Source organism: Pseudomonas sp. JL3, assembly GCF_031570575.1.
In the GTDB taxonomy this organism is placed as follows: domain Bacteria; phylum Pseudomonadota; class Gammaproteobacteria; order Pseudomonadales; family Pseudomonadaceae; genus Aquipseudomonas; species Aquipseudomonas cucumis.
In genome coordinates this window covers 499,135-522,759 of the sequence record NZ_JAKWJK010000002.1, presented here as the reverse complement: position 1 = coordinate 522,759, position 23,625 = coordinate 499,135, and the positions used below count along the sequence as shown (strand labels likewise).

At 60.0% G+C, this 23,625-nt stretch carries 18 protein-coding genes and 1 pseudogene; 11 read left to right on the top strand and 8 right to left on the bottom strand.

The window, feature by feature from the left end; translation table 11 throughout:
• Positions 1-140 precede the first annotated feature (140 nt).
• Positions 141-449 (top strand): annotated as a pseudogene (locus MMG91_RS05775) (class I SAM-dependent methyltransferase); the annotation flags it as partial.
• Here MMG91_RS05775 and MMG91_RS05770 read toward each other — a convergent pair.
• The 5 genes from MMG91_RS05770 to MMG91_RS05750 form a co-directional block, all read right to left on the bottom strand.
• On the bottom strand, positions 437-1,756 hold the full coding sequence (locus MMG91_RS05770; protein ID WP_310659021.1) for an outer membrane protein transport protein: 1,320 nt from the start codon (positions 1,754-1,756) through the stop codon (positions 437-439). The pseudogene MMG91_RS05775 and the gene MMG91_RS05770 sit on opposite strands and share 13 nt — an antisense overlap.
• Before the next feature lie 162 nt (positions 1,757-1,918).
• A complete protein-coding gene (locus MMG91_RS05765) occupies positions 1,919-3,820 on the bottom strand; it encodes an acyl-CoA synthetase (protein WP_310659020.1) in 1,902 nt (633 codons plus the stop codon).
• The gene (locus MMG91_RS05760) at positions 3,820-4,776 is read right to left on the bottom strand and encodes a fumarylacetoacetate hydrolase family protein (RefSeq protein ID WP_310659082.1); all 957 of its coding nucleotides are present in this window, start codon (positions 4,774-4,776) and stop codon (positions 3,820-3,822) included. Before MMG91_RS05760 ends, MMG91_RS05765 begins: the two co-directional genes overlap by 1 nt.
• Before the next feature lie 175 nt (positions 4,777-4,951).
• Positions 4,952-6,043: a VOC family protein gene (locus tag MMG91_RS05755; RefSeq protein WP_310659019.1), complete on the bottom strand. Its 1,092-nt coding sequence runs from the start codon at positions 6,041-6,043 to the stop codon at positions 4,952-4,954.
• An 84-nt stretch (positions 6,044-6,127) separates the two neighbouring features.
• The gene (locus tag MMG91_RS05750) at positions 6,128-6,742 is read right to left on the bottom strand and encodes a TetR/AcrR family transcriptional regulator (RefSeq protein WP_095053411.1); all 615 of its coding nucleotides are present in this window, start codon (positions 6,740-6,742) and stop codon (positions 6,128-6,130) included.
• Between the two features lie 354 nt (positions 6,743-7,096).
• Here MMG91_RS05750 and MMG91_RS05745 point away from each other — a divergent pair, with 354 nt between their 5' ends.
• Positions 7,097-8,332, top strand: coding sequence for an NADH:flavin oxidoreductase/NADH oxidase family protein (locus tag MMG91_RS05745; protein WP_310659018.1), 1,236 nt, complete (start codon positions 7,097-7,099; stop codon positions 8,330-8,332).
• Positions 8,333-8,354: 22 nt separating this feature from the next.
• Here the strand turns inward: MMG91_RS05745 and MMG91_RS05740 are convergent, their stop codons facing one another.
• Together MMG91_RS05740 and MMG91_RS05735 are read right to left on the bottom strand one after the other, a co-directional pair.
• A complete protein-coding gene (locus MMG91_RS05740) occupies positions 8,355-8,999 on the bottom strand; it encodes a TetR/AcrR family transcriptional regulator (protein ID WP_310659017.1) in 645 nt (214 codons plus the stop codon).
• A 2-nt stretch (positions 9,000-9,001) separates the two neighbouring features.
• The gene (locus MMG91_RS05735) at positions 9,002-10,660 is read right to left on the bottom strand and encodes a bifunctional 3-(3-hydroxy-phenyl)propionate/3-hydroxycinnamic acid hydroxylase (RefSeq protein WP_310659016.1); all 1,659 of its coding nucleotides are present in this window, start codon (positions 10,658-10,660) and stop codon (positions 9,002-9,004) included.
• A gap of 302 nt (positions 10,661-10,962) precedes the next feature.
• Here MMG91_RS05735 and MMG91_RS05730 point away from each other — a divergent pair, with 302 nt between their 5' ends.
• The 7 genes from MMG91_RS05730 (at position 10,963) to MMG91_RS05700 (ending at position 22,207) form a co-directional block, all read left to right on the top strand.
• Positions 10,963-13,860, top strand: coding sequence for an AAA family ATPase (locus MMG91_RS05730; RefSeq protein WP_310659015.1), 2,898 nt, complete (start codon positions 10,963-10,965; stop codon positions 13,858-13,860).
• Between the two features lie 107 nt (positions 13,861-13,967).
• Positions 13,968-14,183, top strand: a complete 216-nt coding sequence (locus tag MMG91_RS05725; protein WP_310659014.1) for a hypothetical protein — start codon at positions 13,968-13,970, stop codon at positions 14,181-14,183.
• A 117-nt stretch (positions 14,184-14,300) separates the two neighbouring features.
• Complete coding sequence (locus MMG91_RS05720) at positions 14,301-15,815, top strand: TolC family protein (protein WP_310659081.1); 1,515 nt, start codon at positions 14,301-14,303, stop codon at positions 15,813-15,815.
• Between the two features lie 31 nt (positions 15,816-15,846).
• Positions 15,847-16,959, top strand: coding sequence for an efflux RND transporter periplasmic adaptor subunit (locus MMG91_RS05715; protein WP_310659013.1), 1,113 nt, complete (start codon positions 15,847-15,849; stop codon positions 16,957-16,959).
• Positions 16,956-20,051 (top strand): efflux RND transporter permease subunit, encoded by a 3,096-nt coding sequence (locus MMG91_RS05710; protein WP_310659012.1) that lies wholly within the window; start codon positions 16,956-16,958, stop codon positions 20,049-20,051. The genes MMG91_RS05715 and MMG91_RS05710 overlap by 4 nt, the downstream gene beginning before the upstream one ends.
• 403 nt (positions 20,052-20,454) lie before the next feature.
• Positions 20,455-21,246, top strand: coding sequence for an XRE family transcriptional regulator (locus MMG91_RS05705; protein WP_305445871.1), 792 nt, complete (start codon positions 20,455-20,457; stop codon positions 21,244-21,246).
• Between the two features lie 286 nt (positions 21,247-21,532).
• Complete coding sequence (locus MMG91_RS05700; protein ID WP_310659011.1) at positions 21,533-22,207, top strand: polysaccharide lyase family 7 protein; 675 nt, start codon at positions 21,533-21,535, stop codon at positions 22,205-22,207.
• 90 nt (positions 22,208-22,297) lie between these two features.
• Here the strand turns inward: MMG91_RS05700 and MMG91_RS05695 are convergent, their stop codons facing one another.
• Positions 22,298-22,543 (bottom strand): DUF3079 domain-containing protein, encoded by a 246-nt coding sequence (locus tag MMG91_RS05695; protein WP_310659010.1) that lies wholly within the window; start codon positions 22,541-22,543, stop codon positions 22,298-22,300.
• 206 nt (positions 22,544-22,749) lie between these two features.
• On the opposite strand from MMG91_RS05695, the gene MMG91_RS05690 reads away from it, so the two are divergent.
• Positions 22,750-23,280 carry an iron transporter gene (locus MMG91_RS05690; protein ID WP_310659009.1) on the top strand — a complete coding sequence of 177 codons (531 nt, stop codon included), beginning with the start codon at positions 22,750-22,752 and terminating at the stop codon, positions 23,278-23,280.
• Positions 23,281-23,613 carry a cupredoxin domain-containing protein gene (locus MMG91_RS05685; RefSeq protein ID WP_305426570.1) on the top strand — a complete coding sequence of 111 codons (333 nt, stop codon included), beginning with the start codon at positions 23,281-23,283 and terminating at the stop codon, positions 23,611-23,613.
• Positions 23,614-23,625 lie beyond the last annotated feature (12 nt).

Below are 23,625 nucleotides of genomic sequence, written 5' to 3'. Positions count from 1 at the left end.
TTTGAATCATCTATCAACTGTAGCTGATCCCGCCTCTATCAACCCTTCCGTCCGGGCATGGCCCGGCCTGGGACGCCCCATGCCCACAGAAAACAAACCGGCCGAGCCTAAATTCAACCTGAACACGCTAGACGGAGGTTTCCATAAACGCCCTGCTCGCCCCTGGCGGCGCGCTGGTGATCCAGACGCTGCATCCGTGGACTGTGGCGGCGGGCGACTATCAGGATGGTTGGCGGGAGGAGACCGTCACTGGGTTCAAGGGGCAGTGGCAACCCATGCCGTGGTACTTGCGAACGTTGTCCAGTTGGCTCAATGCGCTGGACATGGCCGGTTTTCGGCTGGTCGGCCTGCGGGAACCGCAGCACCCGCAAAGTCCTGTGCCGCAGTCGTTGCTGTTGGTGGCGGAGCAACGGGGATGCCTTGGGAATAGAGTCGATCAGTACCGATAGGTTGCCTGCACTGAAATTCCATTCGCACTATTTTTGTAGTTGGCACTGTATTCCGGTTGAAGTCCGGAGTTGTTCTCCTGAGTTACGGAAACTTTCGAATCCCAGAGATAACCATAAGCAAAGTCTATCGTCAGATCGGAATTCGGTGAGTAAGCGCCGCCCAAGGTCACGGCTTGGCGGTTACCAACCGGAACGCGCACGCCGCGATCAGCATTTCTAATGGGCGACGGATCATAGGCGTAGCCTGCGCGCAGCAGCCATTGTTGGTTCAATTGATAGGATGCGCCAACTGCGGCAGCCCAAGTGTCGCGCCAGTTCATTTCTTCGGTCACACGTCCCAGGCCAGCCGCTTGGCCCAGCGGGGAAAGACCGCTGTTGACTGCCTCGACCTTCTGGATCCGGCTCCAACGTGTCCAGGTGGCCCCCAGGTATCCCGTCCATCGACTATTGAAATGATGGGTGATGGATGTGTCCACGGATTCGGGCATAGTGAGGTCTATCTTGTTGTCATACTTTCCGTCCAGCGGGATAACGCTCGGGGAGGCGGAAACCTCAGTATGCCCTTCGAGTTCATAGCTCACCTTCGAGTGATAGGTAATCCCCCAACGGGTTGCCTCACTAAAGTCGACCAAGAGGCCGACGTTGTAGCCAATCGCCGTGTCATCGCCTTTGATGGTAACCAGTGTGTCCTGGCCGTTGTTCAGGGCGCCGGTGGCCAGGTAATTCTGAAGCTTTGCACTGAAATGGTTTATGGTCGGTCCACCACCAATGGACACGTAATCATTGATCCGCCAGGCAATGGTGGGCTGCAGGGTTATTTCCTTGGTCGTGCTGTAGGAGCCATGATAGCGACCCTGAAAAGAGCCCTCGTAATCATTGATCAGACCACTCGGGGCATAGAGACCCAGACCCATCGAAAAACGATCGTCAAGCGGCGTCGACATATAGGCGAAGGGCACGACCCCCAAAGGCACCGAGTCTCCCTCATTCGTTCCTGGGGCACTGCTCTGAGCATCGCTAATGTCGTCGCTTGCCGAGATGATCCCGGCGCCGCCGGAAATCTCACTACGTTTCAACTTGGTCAAGCCTGCAGGATTTCCAAAGATGGTGCTGGCGTCCAGTGCGGATGACGACCTTCCCGCATACGCAGTCCCTGCACTGCTGGCACTTTGTTCGTTAAGGCCAATGCCATTGGCGCCTGCCATTGTTGAGGCACCGAGGAGTGCCATGGCACTGGTGAACTTAATCCAGACAGCACACTTTCGCTGAGCAGAGAGACACGGAATCGCACGGCTATTCAGTTTCATTTTCCACCTCTTATTTATTATTTTTGTTGACTGCACGTAGGCAAGGCTTCGCCTTCCTGTGCACTTTTCAGTGCCGGTTGGAGTTGATCGAAGTTGTGTAAAAGGCCCTGGCTGAACAGCGCCAGGGCACGACTGCTGGACTTACGGGTGCGAATCAGAAACTCAATTAAGCCACTCGACTTGAAAGCTATAGCGCCCCAAGAGCGGAGCCAGGACTTCTTGGCCAGTTCCGGCCCTGATGCAGGCGACATGCCCACGGCGATTGTCCTGCACGACCTCAACAGCAATATCCGAAAGCCCGAGGCGTTCCACTTCCTCCTGGACTACTTTGGCAATCTCCCGCTGCTGCAAGGCAGGCTTGAATATCTTGCCCACGGCAGTCAGTGGTAACGCATCAAGGATTTCAATGCGCTTGGGGACCGCTGCCCGCTCGCTGATATTGAGATGAGCGAATGCTTCAAGCTCTTCGGCGTTGCAGGCTTGCCCGGGACGCAGTTGAACGTAGGCGACTGGCACCTCGCCCGAGTAGGCATTGGGGCTACCGATTGCGGCGGCCAAGGCGACGGCGGGATGCGCCTGCAGAGCCTCCTCGATTTGCTTGGGATCGATGTTGTGGCCGCCGCGAATGATCAACTCCTTCTTGCGTCCGGTCAGCCAGAAGTAACCCTGCGCATCCTGGCGACCCAAATCGCCCGTATTCAACCAGCGCTGACCGTCGATATCGATCCAGAGGCCCTGGTTGTGACGCTCCTCCAGATAGCCATTGAAGAGGTTCGGACCACTAATCGTGATGAGGCCGATCTCATCCACGCTGGCGTCGCGCAGGTACTCTCCAGCATCATCGAGCAAGATCGCGCGCATATCCTGGTAGGCGATCCGTATCCCGATGGAGCCGATATGGCGCTCGCCATTGGGCGGATTGACTGAGGAAACGCAAGCGCCCTCCGTAAGTCCGTAACCTTCAAGGATCTTTAACCCGGTCCGGCGCTCGAACTCTCGGAAAAGCTCAGCCGGCATAGGGGCGGCGCCACACATTGCATAGCGAAGGCTGGACAGGTCGCGGCCCTCACATTCATTTTGCAGAAGTGCAGCGTAGACAGTTGGCACACCGGAAAAGAAGTTGATACCGAAGTGCTCGACCATCTCCCAGAATCGCGGGATCACACCCTCGCCACGATACCCATGAGGCGTCCCAAGAATCACATGATCGCCTTGAGTCCAAGGCATCAGTCCGGTAACCAGTTGTCCATTGACATGAAATAGCGGCAGGCCACAAAAGATAACCTGGCCACTACTGCGTGGCTGTAAGTGAGCGGCCATGGCCCATGCATTGAATACTTCCGAGCCATGAGTACGCGCGGCGATCTTGGGAAGCCCGGTGGTGCCGCCCGTACAGATGTAAGAGGAGCATTCATCGTGGCGGATTTGCCGACCGCTCTTCAGGTGTGTGCGCGGCTGAGTATTCATCAGCGATAGCCAGTCGTGGATCGCGATACCGCTGTGTAAGTCTCGCGCCTTCAGTGCCGCCGCTTTCAAGGCCCCACGCACAGGTTCGGCGACATAGGGCTCCATGCTGACCCAAACGACAGACCTGATATCGGGTAATTGATCCAGCTGCGAAGCCAGTTTGGGCCATAGATCGCTGCCTGCCGTCGGCGCGAGCGTCACCACCACGGATGCCTTCGCGGCATTCAACAAGCCTGCCATCTGCTTGGCCTCGAGCAGAGGATTGATCGCCATGACGATGCCCGCCGCCTCCCCGCCCCATATCGTGAAATGGGTTTCCGGCAGATTGGGCAAGATAAAGGCAATAACCTCGCCCGGTTTTATGCCCAGGTCATGGAAGGCATTCGCCGCGCGGGTGATATCCGCGAAAAGCTGGGAGTAGTTCCACTTGTAGGTGCGCCGGAAATCGGCGGCGTCGGCGAAGAAGCTTAGTGCCGGTGCCTGGGGGGTACACCGGGCCGCCTGTCGCAGCGCTTCATAAGTGCTGCAAGCCAGGCCACGCTCCGACAGGGGGACTTGTTCGAGACTTTCGATGTCACTCAGGGTCTGCACAACCATCAGGCTTCCTCCACGACTCGGTTGCGTTGCACGCCGAGGTCGATCACACCATCGGCGCTGCGAATGCGCGCCTCGACCACGTCACCCGGCTTGAGATATTGCGTCCGACCTTCCTGCGCCTTGAGGAAAAGCTTCCACTTCGTGGCTTCTGGCATCAGGGCCGCAATGCGCTGTTTGGCAGGCGAAGGTACCGTTAGCGCACAGCCGGCAGGCGTACCGGTGGCGATCAGGTCTCCAGCGGCGAGATCTTGCAAGGCGGAGAGTTCGGTAAGGGTTTCAGCGGGGCCGAAAACCAGATTGGCCGTGCTGTCGTTCTGTCGCACCTGGTCGTTGACCGTCAGGCGCAGCTGCAGTGCTTTGAGGTAATGCATACTCTTGGCATCCAGCAGGCAGAGGTAGGGGCCGACCGGGCCGAAAGTGCGGTAGCTCTTGCCCTTGTAGAACTGCATCTGGGGAATCTGGATGTCACGGGCCGAGTAGTCATTGACGATGACGACGCCAGCGATGAACTCATGCAGATTGGCGTCGGTGACAGCAACAGCCCCGGTGATCGAGCGCTTCATCACAAGGCCCAGTTCGATCTCGTAGTCAAGGAAGCGCACGTGGCGCGGCTTGATCAGGTCGCTGTCAGCCGCCACCAGGCAACTCGTCGCCTTGGTGAAGATCATGTTGAATTTCTTCGCATCCGGGTCCATGCCCGATTCGATCATGTGCTGACGGTAATTGGCGCCCTGGCAGACAAACTGCTGGTTACGGGTCACCGGCGACAGCAGTTTCACTTCGCCCTGCGCAAGCTCCGTACCTTTGATTTGAGCGAGGTCGTCGATACTGTTCTCGCGAATGAAATCACCAGTGGTTTCAAAAACACCGGGGACAACCGTGATACGGCCCTGGCGAAGCACGCCCCAGTGGATACCGTTCTGAAATTCGAAGCGGACTACGTGTACAGCAGACATTGAAGGTACTCCTGGAGCGGCGTTTGTCTCACGCTCGGTGGCGGGAGAACTGTGGTGTTGTTCTGAGGGGGGGCTGGCAACGCTGAAGACCAACGCGCCGCCGGCGATCAAGGCGCCGGCTTTAAGCACATCCCGCCGGCCATACTGGGTTGGGTTGCCCGACATGGCGGCAGTCCTACCCGAACATCCGCATGAGCGTGATCAACTTGCGAATGCTCAGGTCCGGGCTGCGTCGCAGGTTGCGAAATAGCGCACGCAGTTTGGCCAAGCTCATCTTGGGTTTTGTAAAACGCTTGGGCATGCGCTGCCCCCACTGCGCCATTGCCTCGGGGCTCACCGGATGAATGCCCATAGGCCGCGTGGCCGTGAAGATATCCCCATCGCAGTAATGCTCGTGCTTATCGCCCCAAGGGTCTTGCCAGTAATCGAAGATCTGACTGCCCAGAATGTGTCGACCGATTCCCCATGAGTGCACCCAACCTCGCTCGCGCAGGACGCGCTGCCCCATGCCCACAGCGTCTGCATCGACGACCTCATAGGCGCTATGGCTATAGGTCGCCATGAACCCTTGCGCTATCGCGAGCGTGTGGTGATCCGCGGGAATGTCACCGAGGTCAAGGCGCATGAAGGCGACAATAGGGGTGCCATCGGGGAGTACCTGCACATCGCTGGGAATAAACCCGAAATGCTGCGTATACCAGGCACAGGTCGCCTGGTAGTCAGCCACTTCGATGACGATGTGGCCCAGTTTGAGTACTTCAGATGGAGCAATCGGCGGGCGCTGCGTGGCGTTGATTCGCGGTTGCTCCTGCGCCAGATTCCAGGAAAGAGGAGCTCTGTGTCCCAGCGTTATACCTGGAGTCTGGTCGCAAACCGCTTCCACAATGAAACCCGAAGGGTCGGTCAATCTGACGTAAGACCCGCCACCAGGATGTTCCGATTTCTCGACCGGTGACGCGCCTGGGATGCGCGTCAGTTTTTCCAGATCCTTGAGCGACTGGACTGCCAGTCCGAACCCGACAAAACGCGCCTGTTCTGCACGATGGATGCGGTAACAGTATGCAGTGGGGTCGGCGGCGCGCAGGTAAAGCGTATCGGCGTCCTGCTGATTGACCGTCAGGCCGAAGTCAGTCAGGAACCGCGCCGCCTCGTTCAAGTCCGGCCGTTGAAAGATCAGGTGAGTCAGATCCCGAGCCTTCACCGTCGGTTGCTGATGCCGGGCAGGTTGTGGTGTCGCTAACCGGGGCATTTCATTTTTGTGGGTCATTGTTCTTGTTTTCCGGGTTTTTAGAGCAAAGCCGTCCCCGCACCCCTGAAAATCAGGGGTGTCTGGTTGGGTCAGTTAACTAACTCAGTCGAGAGAAGGAAGTGCCGGCAACTCTGTGGTCGCCAGCGCACGAGCCTCCTCTGGTGAAACACCCAATGCCCGCAGCACCAGCTCGGCCGTGTCAGAACCTGATTCGCGCCACGTTCTGTGCCCTTCCAGCACCAGGAAAATCGAGCCGAGGACGCTGCTCGATATCAGCGTCAGTACAGAGAGCAATTGCTCCTTTTCAAACGTGTAGCGCCCACTGGACAGTCCGCTCAGAAGATCCGTCGTCGCTTGGCTGCTGAACATTTCGCGCAACGAAGAATTGCTCATGGCGAATTTATGTATGAACGCCCCCCACTGGGAGTCCTCGTGAGCCCGACGAATGAACAATCGAATGCCATTGGCAAGGCGCTGAGCCGGATCAGAGAGGGAATTGAAGCTCTTGTTGACGCGCTCATGCATCTCCTTCGCGAGATGGCTGGCGACCGCCTCGAACAGGCTTTCCATGCTGTCGATGTTGCTATAGACCGTGCCGCGCGCCACGCCGGCCTCTTGTGCGAGGTCGAGAATGTTCACTTGTGAGGTGCCTCTTTCAGCGAACAGGCGAAAGGCGGCTTGATGAATGCGGCGCTGTGTTGGATTTAGGGATTCCACGGTTCTCTCTCCAGGATTACCTTATGGCCTGATTGAACACTCGTGTTCATCCAACGTCAACAAAGTTTTTTCAATCAAGTACGTCAACCCCAATAAAAACCGTTCTACGACCGAAAAAAACTGGATGGTTAGATTGATATGGCAGATCGATGGAGGGCTCTGCACATTGACACAACTGAACACGCGTGTTCAGCTATATCGTGTTTCTGGCTCGCCGTCCCGGCAGGTCATCAAGCCGGCCCATCGATGCAAACCAGGACCTCAACAACCTGAGCAAGCACTGTGCAGACTGTGCTCAAACGGTATGACTCTTAGCGATGGCTGGCCGAATTCTCATCAGCTGAAGGACAAAACATGACCGGCTCAAAGCTCTTCAAACCGCTTCGTTTGCCTAACGGTACGGTGATTCCAAACCGAATCGCCAAGGCTGCCATGGAGGAGAATCTTGCCAATGAGGATCACGCTCCGGGGGAAGCGCTGGTTAAGCTCTATCGGCGTTGGGCGGAAGGTGGTGCCGGCCTGATCATCACTGGCAACGTCATGGTTGATCGCCACGCCTTGACCGGACCCGCTGGCGTAGTGCTTGAGGACGATCGGAACCTGGGCAAATTCAGGCTATGGGCCGACGCTTGTCGCAGTCACGGAGCCCAGGCCTGGATGCAAATCAATCATCCCGGACGGCAGCTGTTGGCTTCAATGGGGCAATCGGCACGGGGGCCCTCCGCGGTGGCTGTCGACATTCCCGGACTATCAAAGGCTTTTGTGCCGCCCAGGGCTTTGAATGAGCAGGAGATCGAAGAGCTGATTGAGCGCTATACCCAGGCTGCAGTGCTAGCCGAGCGCGCCGGATTCACCGGCGTGGAGATTCATGCAGCGCATGGTTATCTGTTCAGCCAATTCCTTTCGCCCTTGACCAATCGGCGTAGCGACCGTTGGGGTGGCAGCCTGGAAAATCGTGCGCAAATTCTCCTGCAAACCATCGACGCAATACGCCTGCGAGTGGCACCGACCTTTTGCGTCGCTGTGAAGCTCAATTCCGCGGACTTTCAGCGAGGCGGTTTCGATGCCGAGGATGCGGCTCGCGTGGTGGAAATGCTCAATGCCAAGGCGGTCGACCTGGTCGAATTGTCAGGTGGCAGCTATGAAAGCCCGGCGATGCAGGGGCAAACCCGCGATGGAAGCCGCTTGGCTCGAGAAGCGTATTTTCTCGAGATCGCGCAAAGAATAGGAGAAATAGCGCGCATGCCGCTGATGGTCACTGGTGGCGTGCGCAGAAAGGAGGTCGCGGAGCGAGTGGTGAGCGGCTCGGTGTCAATGGTGGGGCTTGCCACGGCGTTGGCAATCGAGCCGGCCCTGCCAAGCCAGTGGATGGCAGGTCAGGACACCGAAGTGGAGCCCGTCGTCGTCCCCTGGAAAAACAAGGCACTGGCGTCGCTTGCAGTGGCGTCAGTGATCAAGAAGCAACTCGGCTTGTTGAGCCAAGGCAAACAGACGAAACCCAGGACGTCGCCACTCATGGCATTGATCGGCAATCAGCTGAAGTCTCGTCGCCAGGCGAAGAACTATCGGCAATGGATTGGCCGGGCTTAGCCGGCCGAAGATGACATCAGCACTAGGGTAGCGGCTTACCGGCGATTTTCTTGGCTTTGGCAGGTGTGACGCCCAGAGCCTTGAGAATCATCTCGGCGACCCGCTGGTCATGCTCCGCCACCACACGCCCTTCCACAACCGAGCGCATGGCGCCGGTTGTGCACGATACGACCATGTCCAGGGCACTCCCTTCGTCCTCATAAGCGAAAGTGCCCGCGCGCAGGCCTTCACGCAGGTCGCCCAGCACATGAGTAGCCAGGCGCGAGCGCATGGTTTGATCGGAATGGATGATGCGCAGCAGTGCATTGGCCCATTGATGGTCGTAGGCGGCCCGACATACGAACATGCGCACGCCAATCGAAAGCCGCTGCGCGCCGCAATGCACGTCCGAACTCAGGGCGGAAATGGCATCGGAGAACTCGCTCGCCATGGCGATGCCAACCGCCTCGAGTACTTCGTCGCGTGTTCGAAAATAGTTGTAGATGGTGCCGTTGGATACCGCGGCCTCCGAGGCGACATCGAGCAGTGCAATCTCCCCCACCTCCTTACGTGCGACAAGACGCAATGCCGCATCCACCAGGCCGCGACGGGTGCGTTCACGCTTCTTGTGGCCCCGAGTGAGAGGCTCTTGCTCAGTTGCTTCTGAAGGAAAAGTGGGAGAAGACATCTTCACGCTCTTAATCGAGGAGGCTCGTTGATGGTAATGGAAACGCTGTCGGCAGTGGAATCGGCGCTACCCATCAGCATCAGGCAGTCTCGAACCAGGCTGCCTGCATCGAAGCCGGGAGCGTGGTGCATGATGATACGGTCTGGGCGGATCGCGACGAGCGTGCCTTTGGCAGCCAGCGGCAGGATGTCATGGTTCAGGTCTTCGATGAAGTCGCAAACGCTGTCGGAGCGCTGACCGCAAGGCCCTATCTGCAAGAAGTGACCTCCCATCTTTGTCCAGGAAAAGACCTCAGCAGCGCTCAGCAGTGACAACGGGTCAACACCGAATCCGACCAGGGTCAGGTTGTGTCCAAGAGCATCGTCGCTCAGTTGGATCTCCTGTTGCGTGTTGCGAACCCAGGCCTGGGGAAACAGACCGCCACGCACCAGCTTGTCGCCACGACGATGCTGCACGAACAGACCGTCTTTGAAGATGTTCTTCGGCTTGATGTCCAGCTGTTCGAAGTACTTTCTGGAAGCGGGAGTCAACGCCAGCACGCGCATCATTGCGTGGATGAAGAAAGCGCCGACCTTGTTTCTCGGCATCACCAGACTGCCCATGAGTTTCGCCAGATTGATCATCGCCTGGGCATGGGGGCGGCGCTCTACGTCATAGGTATCGAGTATTGAAGGCGCGGCTTGGCCCTGAAGGACCCACGCCAGTTTCCAGGCAAGGTTGGCGCCATCTCGAAGCCCCGCTACGAGGCCTTGCCCGACAAAGGGGGGGGTGATGTGGGCTGCATCCCCGACAAGAAAAGTTCGTCCCTTGCTGAATCTGTTGCAGCAACGCGCGTGGAATCGATAAATCGCCTTGCGCTCGATTTCCAGCTCCTGCGGATTGACCCATGGCGCGATCAGCCGGGCGATGCTTTCCGGGCTTTCCAGCTCTTCCCGGGATTCACCCGGGTGGAGCATGAACTCCCAACGCTCCCTTCCGCCGGGCGCGGGCATGTGTGGGGTTGGGCGCTGTGGATCACAGAGAAACTCAACGTGATCAATGGCTGACTTATGCCGGTTTTTGGCATCGACAATCAGCCAATCCTCTGCATAGGTTTGTCCTTCAAATTCCTGGCCAATCAAGGCCCTGACCCTGGAGCTTGCACCATCCGCACCGACCAGATATCGGGTGCGAATGAAATGCTGATGGCCGTCCTGGTCCCGCACGGAGGCGACGACACAATCCGGTTCCTCGACCAGATTCTCGAGTTCGAAGCCACCCAGGCTGGTCACCGACTTCAGTCCAGAGACCTGGTAACGCATCGCGTGTTCGAGGTCGGGTTGATAGAAAGTCACCAGTTTGGGGTGGCCGTCGATGCACCCCGCGGTATTGGCCCGACTGAACTGCCCGAGGACCGGGGAATGCATCTTCACTTCAGGGATAACGATCTTCTCGAAAGCATCTTCCGACAATCCGGCGAGTTGCAGGATACGAAGCGCCTCGTTGTCCAGAGCAATGGCGCGGGGCATGAGTACGACCTCATGGGTCTTGTCCAATACCAGGGTCTTTACCCCGTAGCGGCCGAGCAGCGCCGCGATTGTCGCCCCTACCGGACCGTTACCGACGACCAGCACATCGACGGCGGTGGGAGGCAGTTCGGTACCTTTCTTGTTGTTGTTCATCTCGAGCCCTTGTTGTGATTGAAGTCGTGAGATGCGCAGATCTCATCGTCAGGCAAGGTGAAGGTATGTAAAATTGAGACATATTTCAATATTGAAATTTTCGTCATTACCATTTCAGGGTCCATTACCACCCCCGAAAATGAGGCCATATGTGCTGTGCCATTGAATTGGCCCGCGATGGCCAGCGGGTAACGTCTGCGTCAATTTCCGACCGGCGAGGCTTGGCTTCTGCGCCAATCAGCGTTGTTATTGAATTAATGACCCAGCGCTATAAACGATGTTTTAGTCTTCAGGAATCCAACGTGGCGCGTCCGCAGCCCCATCCGAACCCAGTCCAGCTCTGCTTCGTCGAGTTCGAGCTCGACGAGGCCAATGCCTGCTTGTTGCGTAACGGAGAAACCGTGGCGCTGGCCCCAACGCCCTTCACCCTGCTGTGCGTACTTGCGCGCCAGCCGGGATCGCTGGTGACCAAAGATGCCTTGCTTGATGCCGTGTGGGGGCATCGGTTCGTCAGCGATTCAGTGCTGAAGACGGCCATCAGCGATCTGCGCAAGGTGCTGGGCGATGACCCAAGGCAGCCCCGCTTCATTGAGACTGTGTCGCGGCGCGGCTATCGCTTTATCGCCGCGCCCTCCCCTGCGCCTTCGATGCCACCGGCATCCGCGACGGTGTCAGCGGCAGACGCGTATCCGTCACCGCCTTTCATTGGTCGCACCGACAAGCTCTCAAGACTGCAACGGGCGTGGGAACGGGCTTACAGCGGGCAACGTGCAGTGGTCTGGCTGGCCGGAGAACCGGGGATTGGCAAGACCACGTTGATCGAGCATTTCCTCGCCAGCCTTGGTGGCATCGCCTGCGCACGCGGCCATTGCGTGGAGCACTACGGCACCGGTGAGCCATACCTGCCGGTGCTGGAGGCGTTGGCCGATCTGTGCCGCAGCGACCCCTCCCTGCCGACGCTGATGCGCGCCGTGGCGCCGACCTGGTTGTTGCAACTGCCGTGGCTGAGCACCGCGCAAGAACGAGACACGTTGCGGCGCGAGCTTGCCGGCATCGGTCCGGATCGCATGTTGCGGGAAATGGGTGAACTGCTGGACCGCTACACCGAACAACGGCCACTGTTGCTGATAACCGAAGACCTGCATTGGAGCGATCGGGCGACGGTCCAGCTCATCGACTATGTAGCGCGGCGACGTGGCCGCACGCGGCTTATGTGGCTGGCGAGCTTTCGCGTCGCCGAGGTGGTGGCGCTCGATCATCCACTCAACTCGTTGCGCCACGAACTGCGCCAGCAACGTCTGTGCGAGGAAGTGGTGCTCGATCCGTTCTCGGAAACCGAAGTCGCTGACTATGTCGCGCTGCGTTCGACCTCTCTGGCCCGCGATGAAGCCTTCGTGCGAGCCCTGCATGAGCGCACCGACGGTGTGCCGCTGTTCGTGTCGTCAGTCATCAGTGAGGTGATGGACACCACCGACGACGACGCCACCATCGAGGCCCGGCTGACGGGGATGGCGGTTCCCGAGAACCTCGCGACCATCATTGATCACTACATCAGCAAGCTCGGGCCGGAGCAGCGTGCACTGCTCTCGGCGGCAGCGGTATGCGGAGTCGAATTCCGGGTCGAGACGGTTTCGCTGGCCCTCGAGCGCGACCTCGTTTCGGTGGCCGACACCTGCGAGGAGCTGGTGCGCGAGCAGGTATGGCTCACACGGTCGCGGGCCGCCGAACTTGAAGAAACGATGGAGCTACCCTACTCGTTCCGGCATGCCCTCTTCCGCCAGGTACTGTACGACCGCACGCCGCGCTCATTGCGCACCCACCTCCATCGCCAGGTTGGCACTGCGCTCGAACGCGAGCGCATGGCCGGCGTGCCGGTTGCAGCCTCTGAGCTGGCGACACACTTCGACCGGGCCCGGCAGCCGATGACCGCGCTGCGCTACTACGCCGAGGCCGCGGAAGCCGCGTTGCTGCACTTCAGTCCGGCTTTGTGCATCAGTCTCACTGAGCGCGCGTTGGTCCTGCTGCGCCAAGCGCCAGAAGGGATAGAGCGCGATACGCTCGAAATCACCTTGACCACGCTGCAAGGCGTGTCGGCGTTCCATACGCTCGGTGTCGGCAGCGAAGCCAGGAACGCGTTCGAACGCGCCTACACGTTGCTAGCGGATGTACCCGAGCATCCGATGCGCGGTCGCCTGCTGCACGGATTCGGCTATCTGCTCGGTCTGCGCGGCAACTATACGCAGGCGCTGGCGGTAGCGGAACGCGCCGAAGCCCTCTCGTCCGAGGCAAACGATCCAGCGCTCATGCTGGTGGCGTGCATCGTCCAGGGCGAGGTGCATCACCTCCAGGGGCGCACGCAGGCGACCCGCCGCTGGCTGGAGCGCACCCTCGCAATCGCCGAGCCGCTGGACATCGGGGCGAACGAGATCTTTGCGGCCGATCCTCAGGTCATGCTGCACGGCATGCTGGCCATAGAACTTGTGCGTTCTGGCCTGGTTAAGCAAGGCCGGGCTCACATGCAGCAGGCACGGACCCGCGCACAATCGCTTCGCCAGCCTATGACCTGGCTGGTCGCCACCTGGCAAGAGGTGTTGATCGAGGTGCGGATGGGAAACCCTGTACGGGTGGCAGCGCTGGCCGACGACATGCAGACGTTGGTCGACGAGTATTCGCTCGCACTCGGGCGCACGGCTTGCCGCTGGTGGCGCGGCTGGGCCGACGCGCGCAACGGCGCACCGCTCGATGGCTACCGGAGCATCCGCGAAGCCTACGACGAACACACCGGGCTCGGCATGCGATCCGGCGCCAGCGAGGTGCTCGGCTACGCCGCCGAGGCGTTGCTGCTGGCGGGTGATTGCGACGCCGCGCAAGTCGAGCTACAGGAAGCCCTACGGGTGGGGGAAGAACTGGGCGAGCGCATATACCTGCCGCAACTGTTGCTGCTGGAGGCATCGATTGCGCGGATGCAAGGCCGGCTCGTTGCCGCCAGCACTGCGGTGCGGCGTGCAGTCGAGGAGGCTCGCGCCCAGGAAGCACCGTGGCTGGAGCTGCAGGCGCTGGTAGAGCTGTGTGAGCAATACGACGCCACAACCGAGGACCGCCAGGCCCTGGCGGCGCTGCTTGACCAGTTGCCCGAAACGGGGGGAACCGAGCTGGTGAAACGTGCGCGCTCGCTGCTTCAGGGCGCAAAGTCGGCTTGATGAGTTAAGGCCGGCGCTGGCCCGACCGAAGTCTGACCTTTCGCTTACGACTCGACCAGGGGGACGGCCTACGCTGTCGTCGAACTTTCTTACCCCCCTGGTCTGTGATGAGCCTGAACCCTGAATCCAAGTACCCAAACCGTCGCTCGTACGTCGTGAAGCTGCGCAGCGATGCCACGCCCGGGGCCCTCGTGGGCCGCCTCGAAAACCTGGTCACCGGGCGTCAGCGCGAGTTTTCGTCCGCCGATGAGTTGCTGGAGTCGATTGACTCGGACCTCACGTCGGCGGCCGGCGAGCACGCGGCAGAAACCGACGGCGAGTGACGCCTCCAACATGAATGAGCGCTCGATATGGCGACCGAATGGCGACGCTTCGCTGACGACTTCGCACACACCGGGCCCTACGCTGATGCCACCTCGAATCTACACGAGTCCAATCCGATGCCGCGACTTCCACTCACCCATCCACTTAACCGCTACGCCGGGCAGACGCCCCTGCAACACGCCGAACGCCTGCTCGGCGTCGTCGTGGGTGCGGCACTCGCCGCGTCTTTCGCTCTGGTCTTGACCGGTTGTTCCACAGAGGTCGCCAAGCCGTCGGTAGACCTGCCGGCCAAGTTTGCCGCAAGCACGGCCTCCGAAATGGAACCCGAAGCCGCGTGGTGGGAGACGTTCAACGACCCGGTGTTGACGGATCTGGTGCGCCGCGCGATGCGCGAGAACCGTGACATCAAGATCGCCGCCGAGCGTGTGCGCACCGCTCGCGCCGGTGAGACGATCAGTCGCTCCTGGCTCTTTCCGAGTATCGGAATGTCCGCCTTCGGCTCCGACCGTAGCAGCGGCTACGACACTGCCAAGAAGCAGGCTTATCCAGATACCAAGACCGTGGGCGCAGGCCTGGACGTCTCGTGGGAACTTGACCTCAGCGGACGCCTGCGTGCTGGCGCGGAAGCGGCCGATGCCGAAGCACTGGCTGCGGAGGATGGCGTGCGCGGCGTGCGCCTGCTGGTGATGAGCGACATCGCCAGTAACTACTTCACACTGGTCGGCGCACTGCGCCAGGCCGAAACATTACGCGCGATCTCGACGGCACAAGACGAAACACTGCGCCTGGTTAATGCGCGCCACCGTGTAGGGTTGGCGACGTCCTTCGACGTCGAGCGCGCACAGACCGATGCCGCATCGGCGCACGCGCAGATCCCACCGCTGGAGACGCTGGCAGCCGTATCGCGACACCGCATCGCGGTACTGATCGGTGACCAGGCCTTTAATGCCACGAGCATCCAGCCCTCCCGTGGCAACGCGGTGGCGCCCGAGGCACGCCAAGGCCAGCCCGCCACGCTGCTACAGCGCCGGCCTGATGTATTGGCGCTTATGGCGCAGCTCGATGCCGCCAATGCGCGTCGTAAACAAGCCGCAGCCGAGTGGTTCCCCCGACTGTTCCTCGGCGCATCCTACGGCCGCCAGGGCCTTGAGCTGAACGGTCTGGATCTGGGCGCCGCCCGCTTCACCAATGTGGCCGGCCTGCTCGCGATGCCGATCTTCAACGCCGGGCGCACACGCGCCATCAACGAGGTCGCCGAGAGCGGCCAGCGTGAGGCGCTACTGCGTGCCGAGGACGGCATTGTGCGCGCGCTCGAGGACGTGGAGAACGCCCTCGTCACGCAGACGCAAGAGCGTCAGCGCGCCCAGTCGTTGCAGTCGGCGACCGAGTCTGCGGAAGCAGCGCTGAGCCACGCGCAGTCGCTCTACGACAGGGGGCAGATCGACCTGTTGCCGCTGCTGGACGCGCAACGGGCGCGCTTGTCGGTGCGCCTGAGCGCCAACGACAGCAACACCCGACTGCTGCTCGATAGCGTGCAGCTCTACAAGGCACTGGGCGGGGGCTGGCAGGTGTTCGAACAACCCGCCACTCCCACCGCAGCCACCAAAGCCGACCGGCCACCACTTTCTTAAGAAACTGCCGTTTTTTCAAAGAGGAACCGCCTTGAAAACCTCCCTTACTGCGGCCGGCGCCTTGGCCGTAGCCGTCATGCTGTCCGCGTGTAGCCCGGACCAGCCAACCGTGCAGGCACCACGACCAGTACGCACCGTTGAAATCAGCTACGACCATGCACGCGACATCAATCGCTATGTGGGCACCGTACAGTCGCGGCACGAAGTCGACCAAGCCTTCCGCGTAGGCGGCAAAGTCGCCCAGCGCAACGTCGATGTAGGCCAGTTTGTACGCGAAGGCAGCATCCTGGCTGTGCTGGATGACAGCGACTATCGACTCGCCGAGGAAGCGTCGCGACAACAGTGGGCGGTTGCCGTCGAGCAGACGCGCCAGGCCGACTCGGACCGACAGCGCCTGACCGCGCTGAAGGCTGACGGCTCGGTCAGCGCGGCCGACGACGAGCGCGCGCATACCAACGCCCAGACCGCGCATGCAACCGCCGAGGCCGAGGCGCGAAAGCTTGAGCTCGCACGCAACCGGCTCAAATACACCATGCTGCGCGCCTCGCGTAGCGGCGTCGTCACGGCTGTACGCGCTGAGGCCGGGCAAGTCGTGGCGGAGGGCCAACCCGTTGTCTCGATCGCGAATCCGGATGAATCCGAGATCGTCATCGATGTGCCCGAGGATCAGCTGTCCGTCTTCAAGGAGGCGCGTTTCAAGGCCTCGCTGGCCAGTGCGCCGAACGAGATCTTCGATGTCACGCTGCGTGAGCTTTCGCCCCAGGCTGCAGCGCAAACACGCACCTATCGCGCGCGGCTCAAACCGATGCAGGCGCTGCCGCTGGGTGCCACTGCCACAGTAACGGCCGAGCGCGTGATGACCAGCATTTCGGTGGCGGCTGTGCCGGCCACGGCACTGACGCAAAACGGCGGCCAGCCGGCGCTGTGGGTGGTCACGCCCGAGGGCAAGGATCCGGTAGGCGTCGTCGAACTGGTGCAGGTGGCCGTGTTGGGCTACCGCAACGACGAGGTGCTCGTCTCCGGGCCGCAGGCCGGCGCATTGGTCGTCACCGCTGGGGTGCAGAAGATGGCATCCGGACTGAAGGTCGCGCTTCCCGGCGCGGCGATTGTTGACGCGAACACCACGCAGCAGGCCGCCCGATGAACAACCTGAACCTCACCGACTGGGCGCTGCGCCATCGCGCCATCGTCCTGTTCATGCTCCTCATTGTTGCTGTGGCCGGCGCTTTCAGCTTCACCAGGCTCGGTCAGCTCGAGGATCCGAACTTTTCCGTGCCCTCCATGACCGCCATGGTCATCTGGCCGGGCGCCACCGCCCAGCAGATGCAGGATCAGGTCCTCAATCGCATGGAGAAGAAATTCGAGCAAATCGACAACTTCGAAAAGGTGGTCACCTACGCACGGCAAGGCTACGCCGGCATGACGCTCACCGTGCGCGGCGGCACCTCCAAGGCTGACCAGCGCGAGGCCTGGTACCAGGCGCGCAAGAAACTCAACGACCTGAGCCGCGAGCTGCCTGATGGAGTGATCGGCCCGATCCTGAACGACGAGTACGGCGACGTGTATGGCCTGATGTACGCCGTCAAGGGCGACGGTGTTGGTCACGCCGACCTGTCGGACGCGGCCGAGGACATCAAGCGCCGCATGCTGAAGGTGCCGATGGTCAAGAAGATCGATGTCATCGGCAAGCAGGCCAAACGTATCTACGTCGAGTTCTCGCATGAACGTCTGGCAGCGCTGGGCATTACACCGTTGGCCATCGCCGAAAGCCTCAAGAGCCAGAACGCCCTGTTGCCCGCAGGCCAGATCGACACCCGCGGCGACCGCGTCATGGTGCGCGTGAGCGGCCAATTCGCCAGCGAAGAGGCAATCCGCAACGTGCCCATCTCCGCAGGCGGCCGGCAGATAAAACTCGGCGATATTGCGACCGTTACACGTGGCTTCGAAGATCCGCCGACCTACACGGTGCGCCACAACGGCCAGCCAGTGCTGATGCTCGGCATCACGATGACCGGCGACGGCAACATCGTGGACCTTGGCAAAGCGATGGACACGGCAGTCGCCAAGATCCAGTCGGAGCTTCCACATGGCGTGGAGCTTGAACTCGTGGCCGACCAGCCAACCACGGTGAAGGACGCAATCCTGGACTTCGGGCGCGCGCTGGCCGAGGCGCTGATCATCGTGATCGCGGTGAGCCTGGCCAGTCTGGGCTGGCGCGCCGGCCTCGTGGTCGCGACCACGGTGCCGCTGGTGCTGGGCGGCGTTGCGCTGGTGATGCTGGCGATGGGCTGGAACCTCGAACGTATCTCACTCGGCTCTCTGATTATTGCGTTGGGACTGCTGGTGGATGATGCCATCATCGCCATCGAGATGATGGTGGCGAAGATGGAAACCGGCATGGACCGCGTAAAGGCGGCCGCCTTCTCCTATCAGTCCACCGCCATGCCGCGCCTGACCGGCGCACTCATTACCATCGTGGGCTTCCTGCCGATCGGCCTCTCGAAGTCCACCACCGGCGAGTACGCGGGTGGTATTTTCTGGATCGTCGGCGCCGCGGTGCTGTTCTCGTGGATCTGTTCCGGCATCTTCACGCCGTACCTGGCGGTCAAGATGCTGCCCAACGACTTGGGCAAGCATCAGCACGGTGATCTGTACGACACGAAGTTCTATCGCGGCCTGCGCCGCCTGATCGACACCGCCATCGAGCGCCGCTGGGTGGTCATCGGTGCGACGGTTGGCGCTCTGGTGCTTGCCCTGGCCTGTATCAAGCTAGTGCCGCAGCAATTCTTCCCCAACAGTTCGCGTCCTGAACTGGTCATTGACCTGCGCGTCAAGGAAGGCGCCTCGTTCGCCGCGACGACCGAGCAGGTCAAGCACATGGAGGAGATCCTGGCGAAAGACGAGGACGTGCGTTTCTATACCGCCTACACCGGCGCTGGCGCACCGCGCTTCTATCTCTCGCTCAACCCCGAGTTGCCGAATCCGGGATTTGCCCAGTTCGTTGTGATGACCAAGGACCTGGATGCACGCGAGCGAGTACGTGAGAGGCTGGTGACCTCGGCCGACCAACAATTCCCGCAGGCGTGGGTGCGCGTGACTCGCCTCGAGTTGGGGCCGCCTGTCGGCTACCCGGTGCAGTTCCGCGTCGTAGGACCCGATACCCAAGTGGTGCGCCAGATTGCCCGCGACGTAGAGAGGGTGGTTGGGTCCAACCCGAAGGTGCGCGACCTCCAGCTCGACTGGAACGACCCGGTGCGCACGCTGAAGTTGGAGCTCGATCAGGACAAGGCGAGTGTGCTTGGCCTCACGCCGGCCGACGTGTCGCTGGCGACCCAGACCGTGATGAACGGCGCCACCCTGACGCAGCTGCGTGAGCACGAGGACCTGATCGACATCGTCGCCCGTGCCGTGCCCGCTGAGCGCCTGAGCCTCGACACACTGAAAGACATCAACCTCTACACGCGCCAGGGCACGGTGGTGCCGCTGTCGCAAGTCGCACAGGTGCGCTCTGAGCTGGAAGAACCAGTGCTGTGGCGCCGCAACCGCGACATGGCGATCACGGTGCGTGCCGACGTGAAGGATGGCGAGCAAGGTGTATCGGTGACGCAGGAGATCCAGCCGCTGCTTAAGGATATCGAAGCGAAGCTGCCTTCGGGCTACCGCATCGACGTGGGCGGCGCGGTGGAGGAAAGTGACAAGGCCAACAAGGCTCTGCTGGCGGTGGCTCCGTTGATGCTGATCAGCATCCTGCTACTGCTTATGCTGCAACTGCAGAGCTTCTCTCGCATGTGGATGGTGGTGCTGACCGCCCCGCTGGGCCTTATCGGTGTGGTGCCGGCGCTGCTGGTGTTTCAGTCGCCACTGGGTTTCGTCGCTATCCTGGGCATCATCGCACTGGGTGGCATGATCATGCGTAACTCGGTGATCCTGATCGATCAGGTGCAAACCGAGATCGCCGAAGGGCGTGATCCGTGGAATGCTGTGCTGGATGCCGCCATTCACCGAGCCCGTCCAGTGATGCTGACGGCGCTGGCCACCGTGCTTGCAATGATCCCGCTAACACGCAGTGTGTTCTGGGGGCCGATGGCAATTGCGATCATGGGCGGCCTTACCATGGCGACGCTACTGACGATCTTCTTCGTCCCGGCGTTATACGCCGCATGGTTCAAGGTGGGTCGCCAGACGGCCGCTGACAGCCAACAGGTACGGAAGGACGTCGCGCTCGCTTCTGAGTGATGAGTGCCGTGGCACTGTGTTCCCGACCTCACCGCTATTAGAAGGGCTTGCTCAGCATCGTTGTTGAAAACAACCAAGGTCAGCCGCGAGGTTCTGCAACAAAAACGCCGCTCAGTGAGCGGCGTTTTTGCGTTTTTTTGTGCGCAGGCGCGACTGAGAATGGGGCTATCGATTTTCGCCACATGGGAAGAACAGGATGTCGAGAATCCAGTGCGGCTTATGCGCAAGTTGCCAACGACATCAAAGATGAGCGTTGATAGTTTCAAGATGCCCGGATAATCCTGCAGCCACACCGGGGATCATCACGATCGGCCCCGTAGAGCAGCAGAGTTGCTTTTATCAGTCGAAAACTACTAGCAACGCTACTTGCAGAATTATCAGTTCTGCTAATACTCTTGTCGCCATGAAAACACGACGCCCCCTTACCCCTGAAGAAGTCGCTGAGAGCACCAGGCTCAAGGCTATTTACGACCAGCGAAAGTCTGCTGCCAAAGCAGCTGGATCAAATCTCACTCAAGCGAATGTGGCTGAGGCTTGCGGATGGTCTGGCCAAAGCGCCTTCAGTCAGTACGCCACCGGCAAGGTTCCACTGAACGTCGAGGCACTTCTGAAACTGGCAAAAGCCTTGAGTTTCAATGCCAGTGAAGTGAGCCCGCGCCTGATGTCGACCGTTGCAAGCGTTCAGCCATTCGAGCGCATTCAGCCAAGCGTATTGATGTCGGACATCCAGCCCTGGGATGACGACACTCCCCTGGATGACGATGAGGTCTACGTACCCTTCCTGCGCGAAGTGGAACTGGCAGCCGGATCAGGCCGTTTTGTGATTGAGGAAAGCGACAGTGCCCGGCTGCGCTTTTTCAAGAAAGACCTTCGCCATAACGGCGTTCAGTTCAGCAACGCGAAGTGCGTGGTTGTCAGCGGCAACAGCATGCTGCCAGTGCTGCGTGACGGCGCGACCGTAGGCATCAACGTCGGCAAGAGCTCATTGGGCGATATCGTTGACGGCGACATGTACGCCATCAATCATAGCGGTCAGCTACGCGTGAAACAGGTTTACCGCCTGCCGACGGGCATCCGCCTGCGCAGCTTCAATCGCGACGAGCATCCGGATGAGGACTACACCTTTGCCGAGATCCAGGAACAGCAAATCGTGATCCTGGGCCACGTGTTCTGGTGGGGGATGTTCGCCCGCTGATTGAGTCGAACCGTAGACCCTTTTTTTACCGATGAAGCCCGCCTGGCGCGGGCTTTCTTATGTCTGTCGAAAATATTATTAGCAATGCTATTTACTTAAAATATAAGCACTGCTACTTTTACTTCAAGCCAAGACAACACTACCCAGCATCGAAAGTCGCGGCACGAGCAACAACGAAAGCATCACTTCTGCCCATTCATCGAGTGGGCAGTGGGATGTAGGCCTACATCAAAAGCGCAAGGCTCATCGGAGCACAAGGTGACATCAATGAATTAGGGAAATGACCATGACCGTAGACATCAGCAACTACACAATCGCTACACCGCTTCCTATCTCCGACACCAACCCCATCGCACTTGAGCTCATCGGTTGGCGGGCACTGCTTGAATGCCCGGAAGTCGTTTCGATGCTTGCGGATGGCTCGCTGCAAATGACGGCACCGACGCTCGGCGCTTCGAGCAAAAGCACGCACCGGACGCGCTGCGAGTGGAAAGAGCCGGGTTATTGGCTGTTCACCAGCGCTGCTGACCACTGGAACCGACAAGAAATGCGGCTGACCAAAGTTAACTCGCTGCAAAAGGTTGTGATCGGTCAGATTCATGTGCAGGGTTCAGAGCGACCACCTGTCAAAGTGTTTTGGAACAAAGGCCGAATCACCATGGGGTTTCGGTCGAGTTATCTTCAAGAAGACCCGGTGAACACGACGGTTCTGGAAAATGTGCCGCTTGGAGCACTGTTCAAAATCAACATTCACGCCAATTCGAATGGCGCGGTCTCCGTTTCGGCGAGCTGTAACGGCGTCAAATCGACCTCCGCAATCATGCGTCTCGACAACACCTGGGACACGAAAACGCTGGCCTTCCACGGCGGTGTGTACAACCAGATCGATTACTCCGACACCACCGACCCCGAAGACGGTTCGGTGTGCATCATCAGCGATCTTTCCATCACCCACGCTTGATATCGCCTGAGTAAAACGGACCTGTAGGAGCCAGGCTTGCCGGCGAAGACGTCCTCAAGGGCGCCTTCGTCGGCAAGTCGGATCGCCGCATCAACTCTTTGCGGGCAGCGCATCATCGAGCAGTGTTTGGAAGTCATCCACCACCTTGTCTGTAGTAATGACCGCATCAAGGCCCCAGTCGCCAGGCAGGTGCCAATCCTCTCCAAACATCTCCGCCGGATGCATCGTGCGCTCGGAACCATTGCCGCATGCCAGGGACTTCGCCGGACAATACAGGTCGCATCCCCAACAGATCCGCTCGGGGTGCTTGGGGTTGACGGGGAAGTTCTTGGCCATGCCGATCTCCGATCATTGAGTGGCGTTCTTCCAACCTACAGCCCTTGCGCAACAGCAGCCTTGATACATATCAAGAATCGACATCCGGCCCCCCGCGCAATCCCTTGCCATCGGTTTAATTGCTCAAAACTTGATAACAATCATTATTGTTCGCAGCAAAGCTTCCTAGACTCGGGCTCCTACTCGTCAGTGCACAGGAAGCTATTATGCGTACCCCTTTTTCGCTGCCACTCGCCCTGCTCTTGCTCACACCACTGGCTCACGCCAAGGAATACCCAATCGGGGAACCACAGTTGTGTCCCGGGCTGGAAGTCGGGGCGGTGTATTTGCAGCCGATCGAAATGGCACCTGCGGGGATGATGCGCGCCACCGCGGATTCCGACGTCCACCTGGAAGCCGATATCCGGGCGACTGCGGACAATCGGCAGGGCTTTCAGGAAGGCAGTTTCGTGCCCTACCTGAATGTCTCTTTCAACCTGAAAAAACACGGCAGCGACCCCGAGATCAAAGGCGATTTCCACGCCATGGTGGCCAATGACGGTCCGCACTATGGCGATAATGTGAAGCTGCTCGGCCCCGGCAAATATCAGCTGACATTCACCGTCCTGCCACCTGGCGGTCATGGCTCCCTCGGGCGCCACACCGACAAGGAAACCGGTGTCGCCCCCTGGTTCGAACGCTGCGAACTGCACTACGAATTCATCTACGCCGGCATCGGTAAAAAAGGCGGCTATTGAATGAAGCGCCTGCATCTTGCCTGGCTGATGGTGGCCGGAGCCGTTGCGCCGTTGACGGCCCATGCCGAGTTGCCGAGCTTTGAGCTGATCCTGCGCGATGGCCACTTCACGCCGGCCTTGCTGGAGGTGCCGGCCGGACAGCGCTTCAAGATCGTTCTGAAGAACGTCGGCCAAGGGCCGGCCGAGTTCGAGAGCACGCCGTTGCGGGTTGAAAAAGTCCTGTCGCCGGGCGTGACGACCTTCGTGGTCATTCACCCGCTCAGGCCCGGTCACTACCCCTTTTTCGACGAGTTCAATCCGCAATTGCCCGAAGGCGGCATCCTCGCGAAATAACCTGTTAGCGCA

Coding starts and splice junctions, on each gene's coding strand:
- MMG91_RS05770 (WP_310659021.1), bottom strand. CDS start 1,756: ATGAAACTGAATAGCCGTGCGATTCCGTGTCTCTCTGCTCAGCGAAAG.
- MMG91_RS05725 (WP_310659014.1), top strand. CDS start 13,968: ATGAGCCTGAACCCTGAATCCAAGTACCCAAACCGTCGCTCGTACGTC.
- MMG91_RS05760 (WP_310659082.1), bottom strand. CDS start 4,776: ATGTCTGCTGTACACGTAGTCCGCTTCGAATTTCAGAACGGTATCCAC.
- MMG91_RS05740 (WP_310659017.1), bottom strand. CDS start 8,999: ATGTCTTCTCCCACTTTTCCTTCAGAAGCAACTGAGCAAGAGCCTCTC.
- MMG91_RS05755 (WP_310659019.1), bottom strand. CDS start 6,043: ATGACCCACAAAAATGAAATGCCCCGGTTAGCGACACCACAACCTGCC.
- MMG91_RS05735 (WP_310659016.1), bottom strand. CDS start 10,660: ATGAACAACAACAAGAAAGGTACCGAACTGCCTCCCACCGCCGTCGAT.
- MMG91_RS05695 (WP_310659010.1), bottom strand. CDS start 22,543: ATGGCCAAGAACTTCCCCGTCAACCCCAAGCACCCCGAGCGGATCTGT.
- MMG91_RS05685 (WP_305426570.1), top strand. CDS start 23,281: ATGAAGCGCCTGCATCTTGCCTGGCTGATGGTGGCCGGAGCCGTTGCG.
- MMG91_RS05705 (WP_305445871.1), top strand. CDS start 20,455: ATGAAAACACGACGCCCCCTTACCCCTGAAGAAGTCGCTGAGAGCACC.
- MMG91_RS05690 (WP_310659009.1), top strand. CDS start 22,750: ATGCGTACCCCTTTTTCGCTGCCACTCGCCCTGCTCTTGCTCACACCA.
- MMG91_RS05720 (WP_310659081.1), top strand. CDS start 14,301: ATGCCGCGACTTCCACTCACCCATCCACTTAACCGCTACGCCGGGCAG.
- MMG91_RS05700 (WP_310659011.1), top strand. CDS start 21,533: ATGACCGTAGACATCAGCAACTACACAATCGCTACACCGCTTCCTATC.
- MMG91_RS05765 (WP_310659020.1), bottom strand. CDS start 3,820: ATGGTTGTGCAGACCCTGAGTGACATCGAAAGTCTCGAACAAGTCCCC.
- MMG91_RS05710 (WP_310659012.1), top strand. CDS start 16,956: ATGAACAACCTGAACCTCACCGACTGGGCGCTGCGCCATCGCGCCATC.
- MMG91_RS05745 (WP_310659018.1), top strand. CDS start 7,097: ATGACCGGCTCAAAGCTCTTCAAACCGCTTCGTTTGCCTAACGGTACG.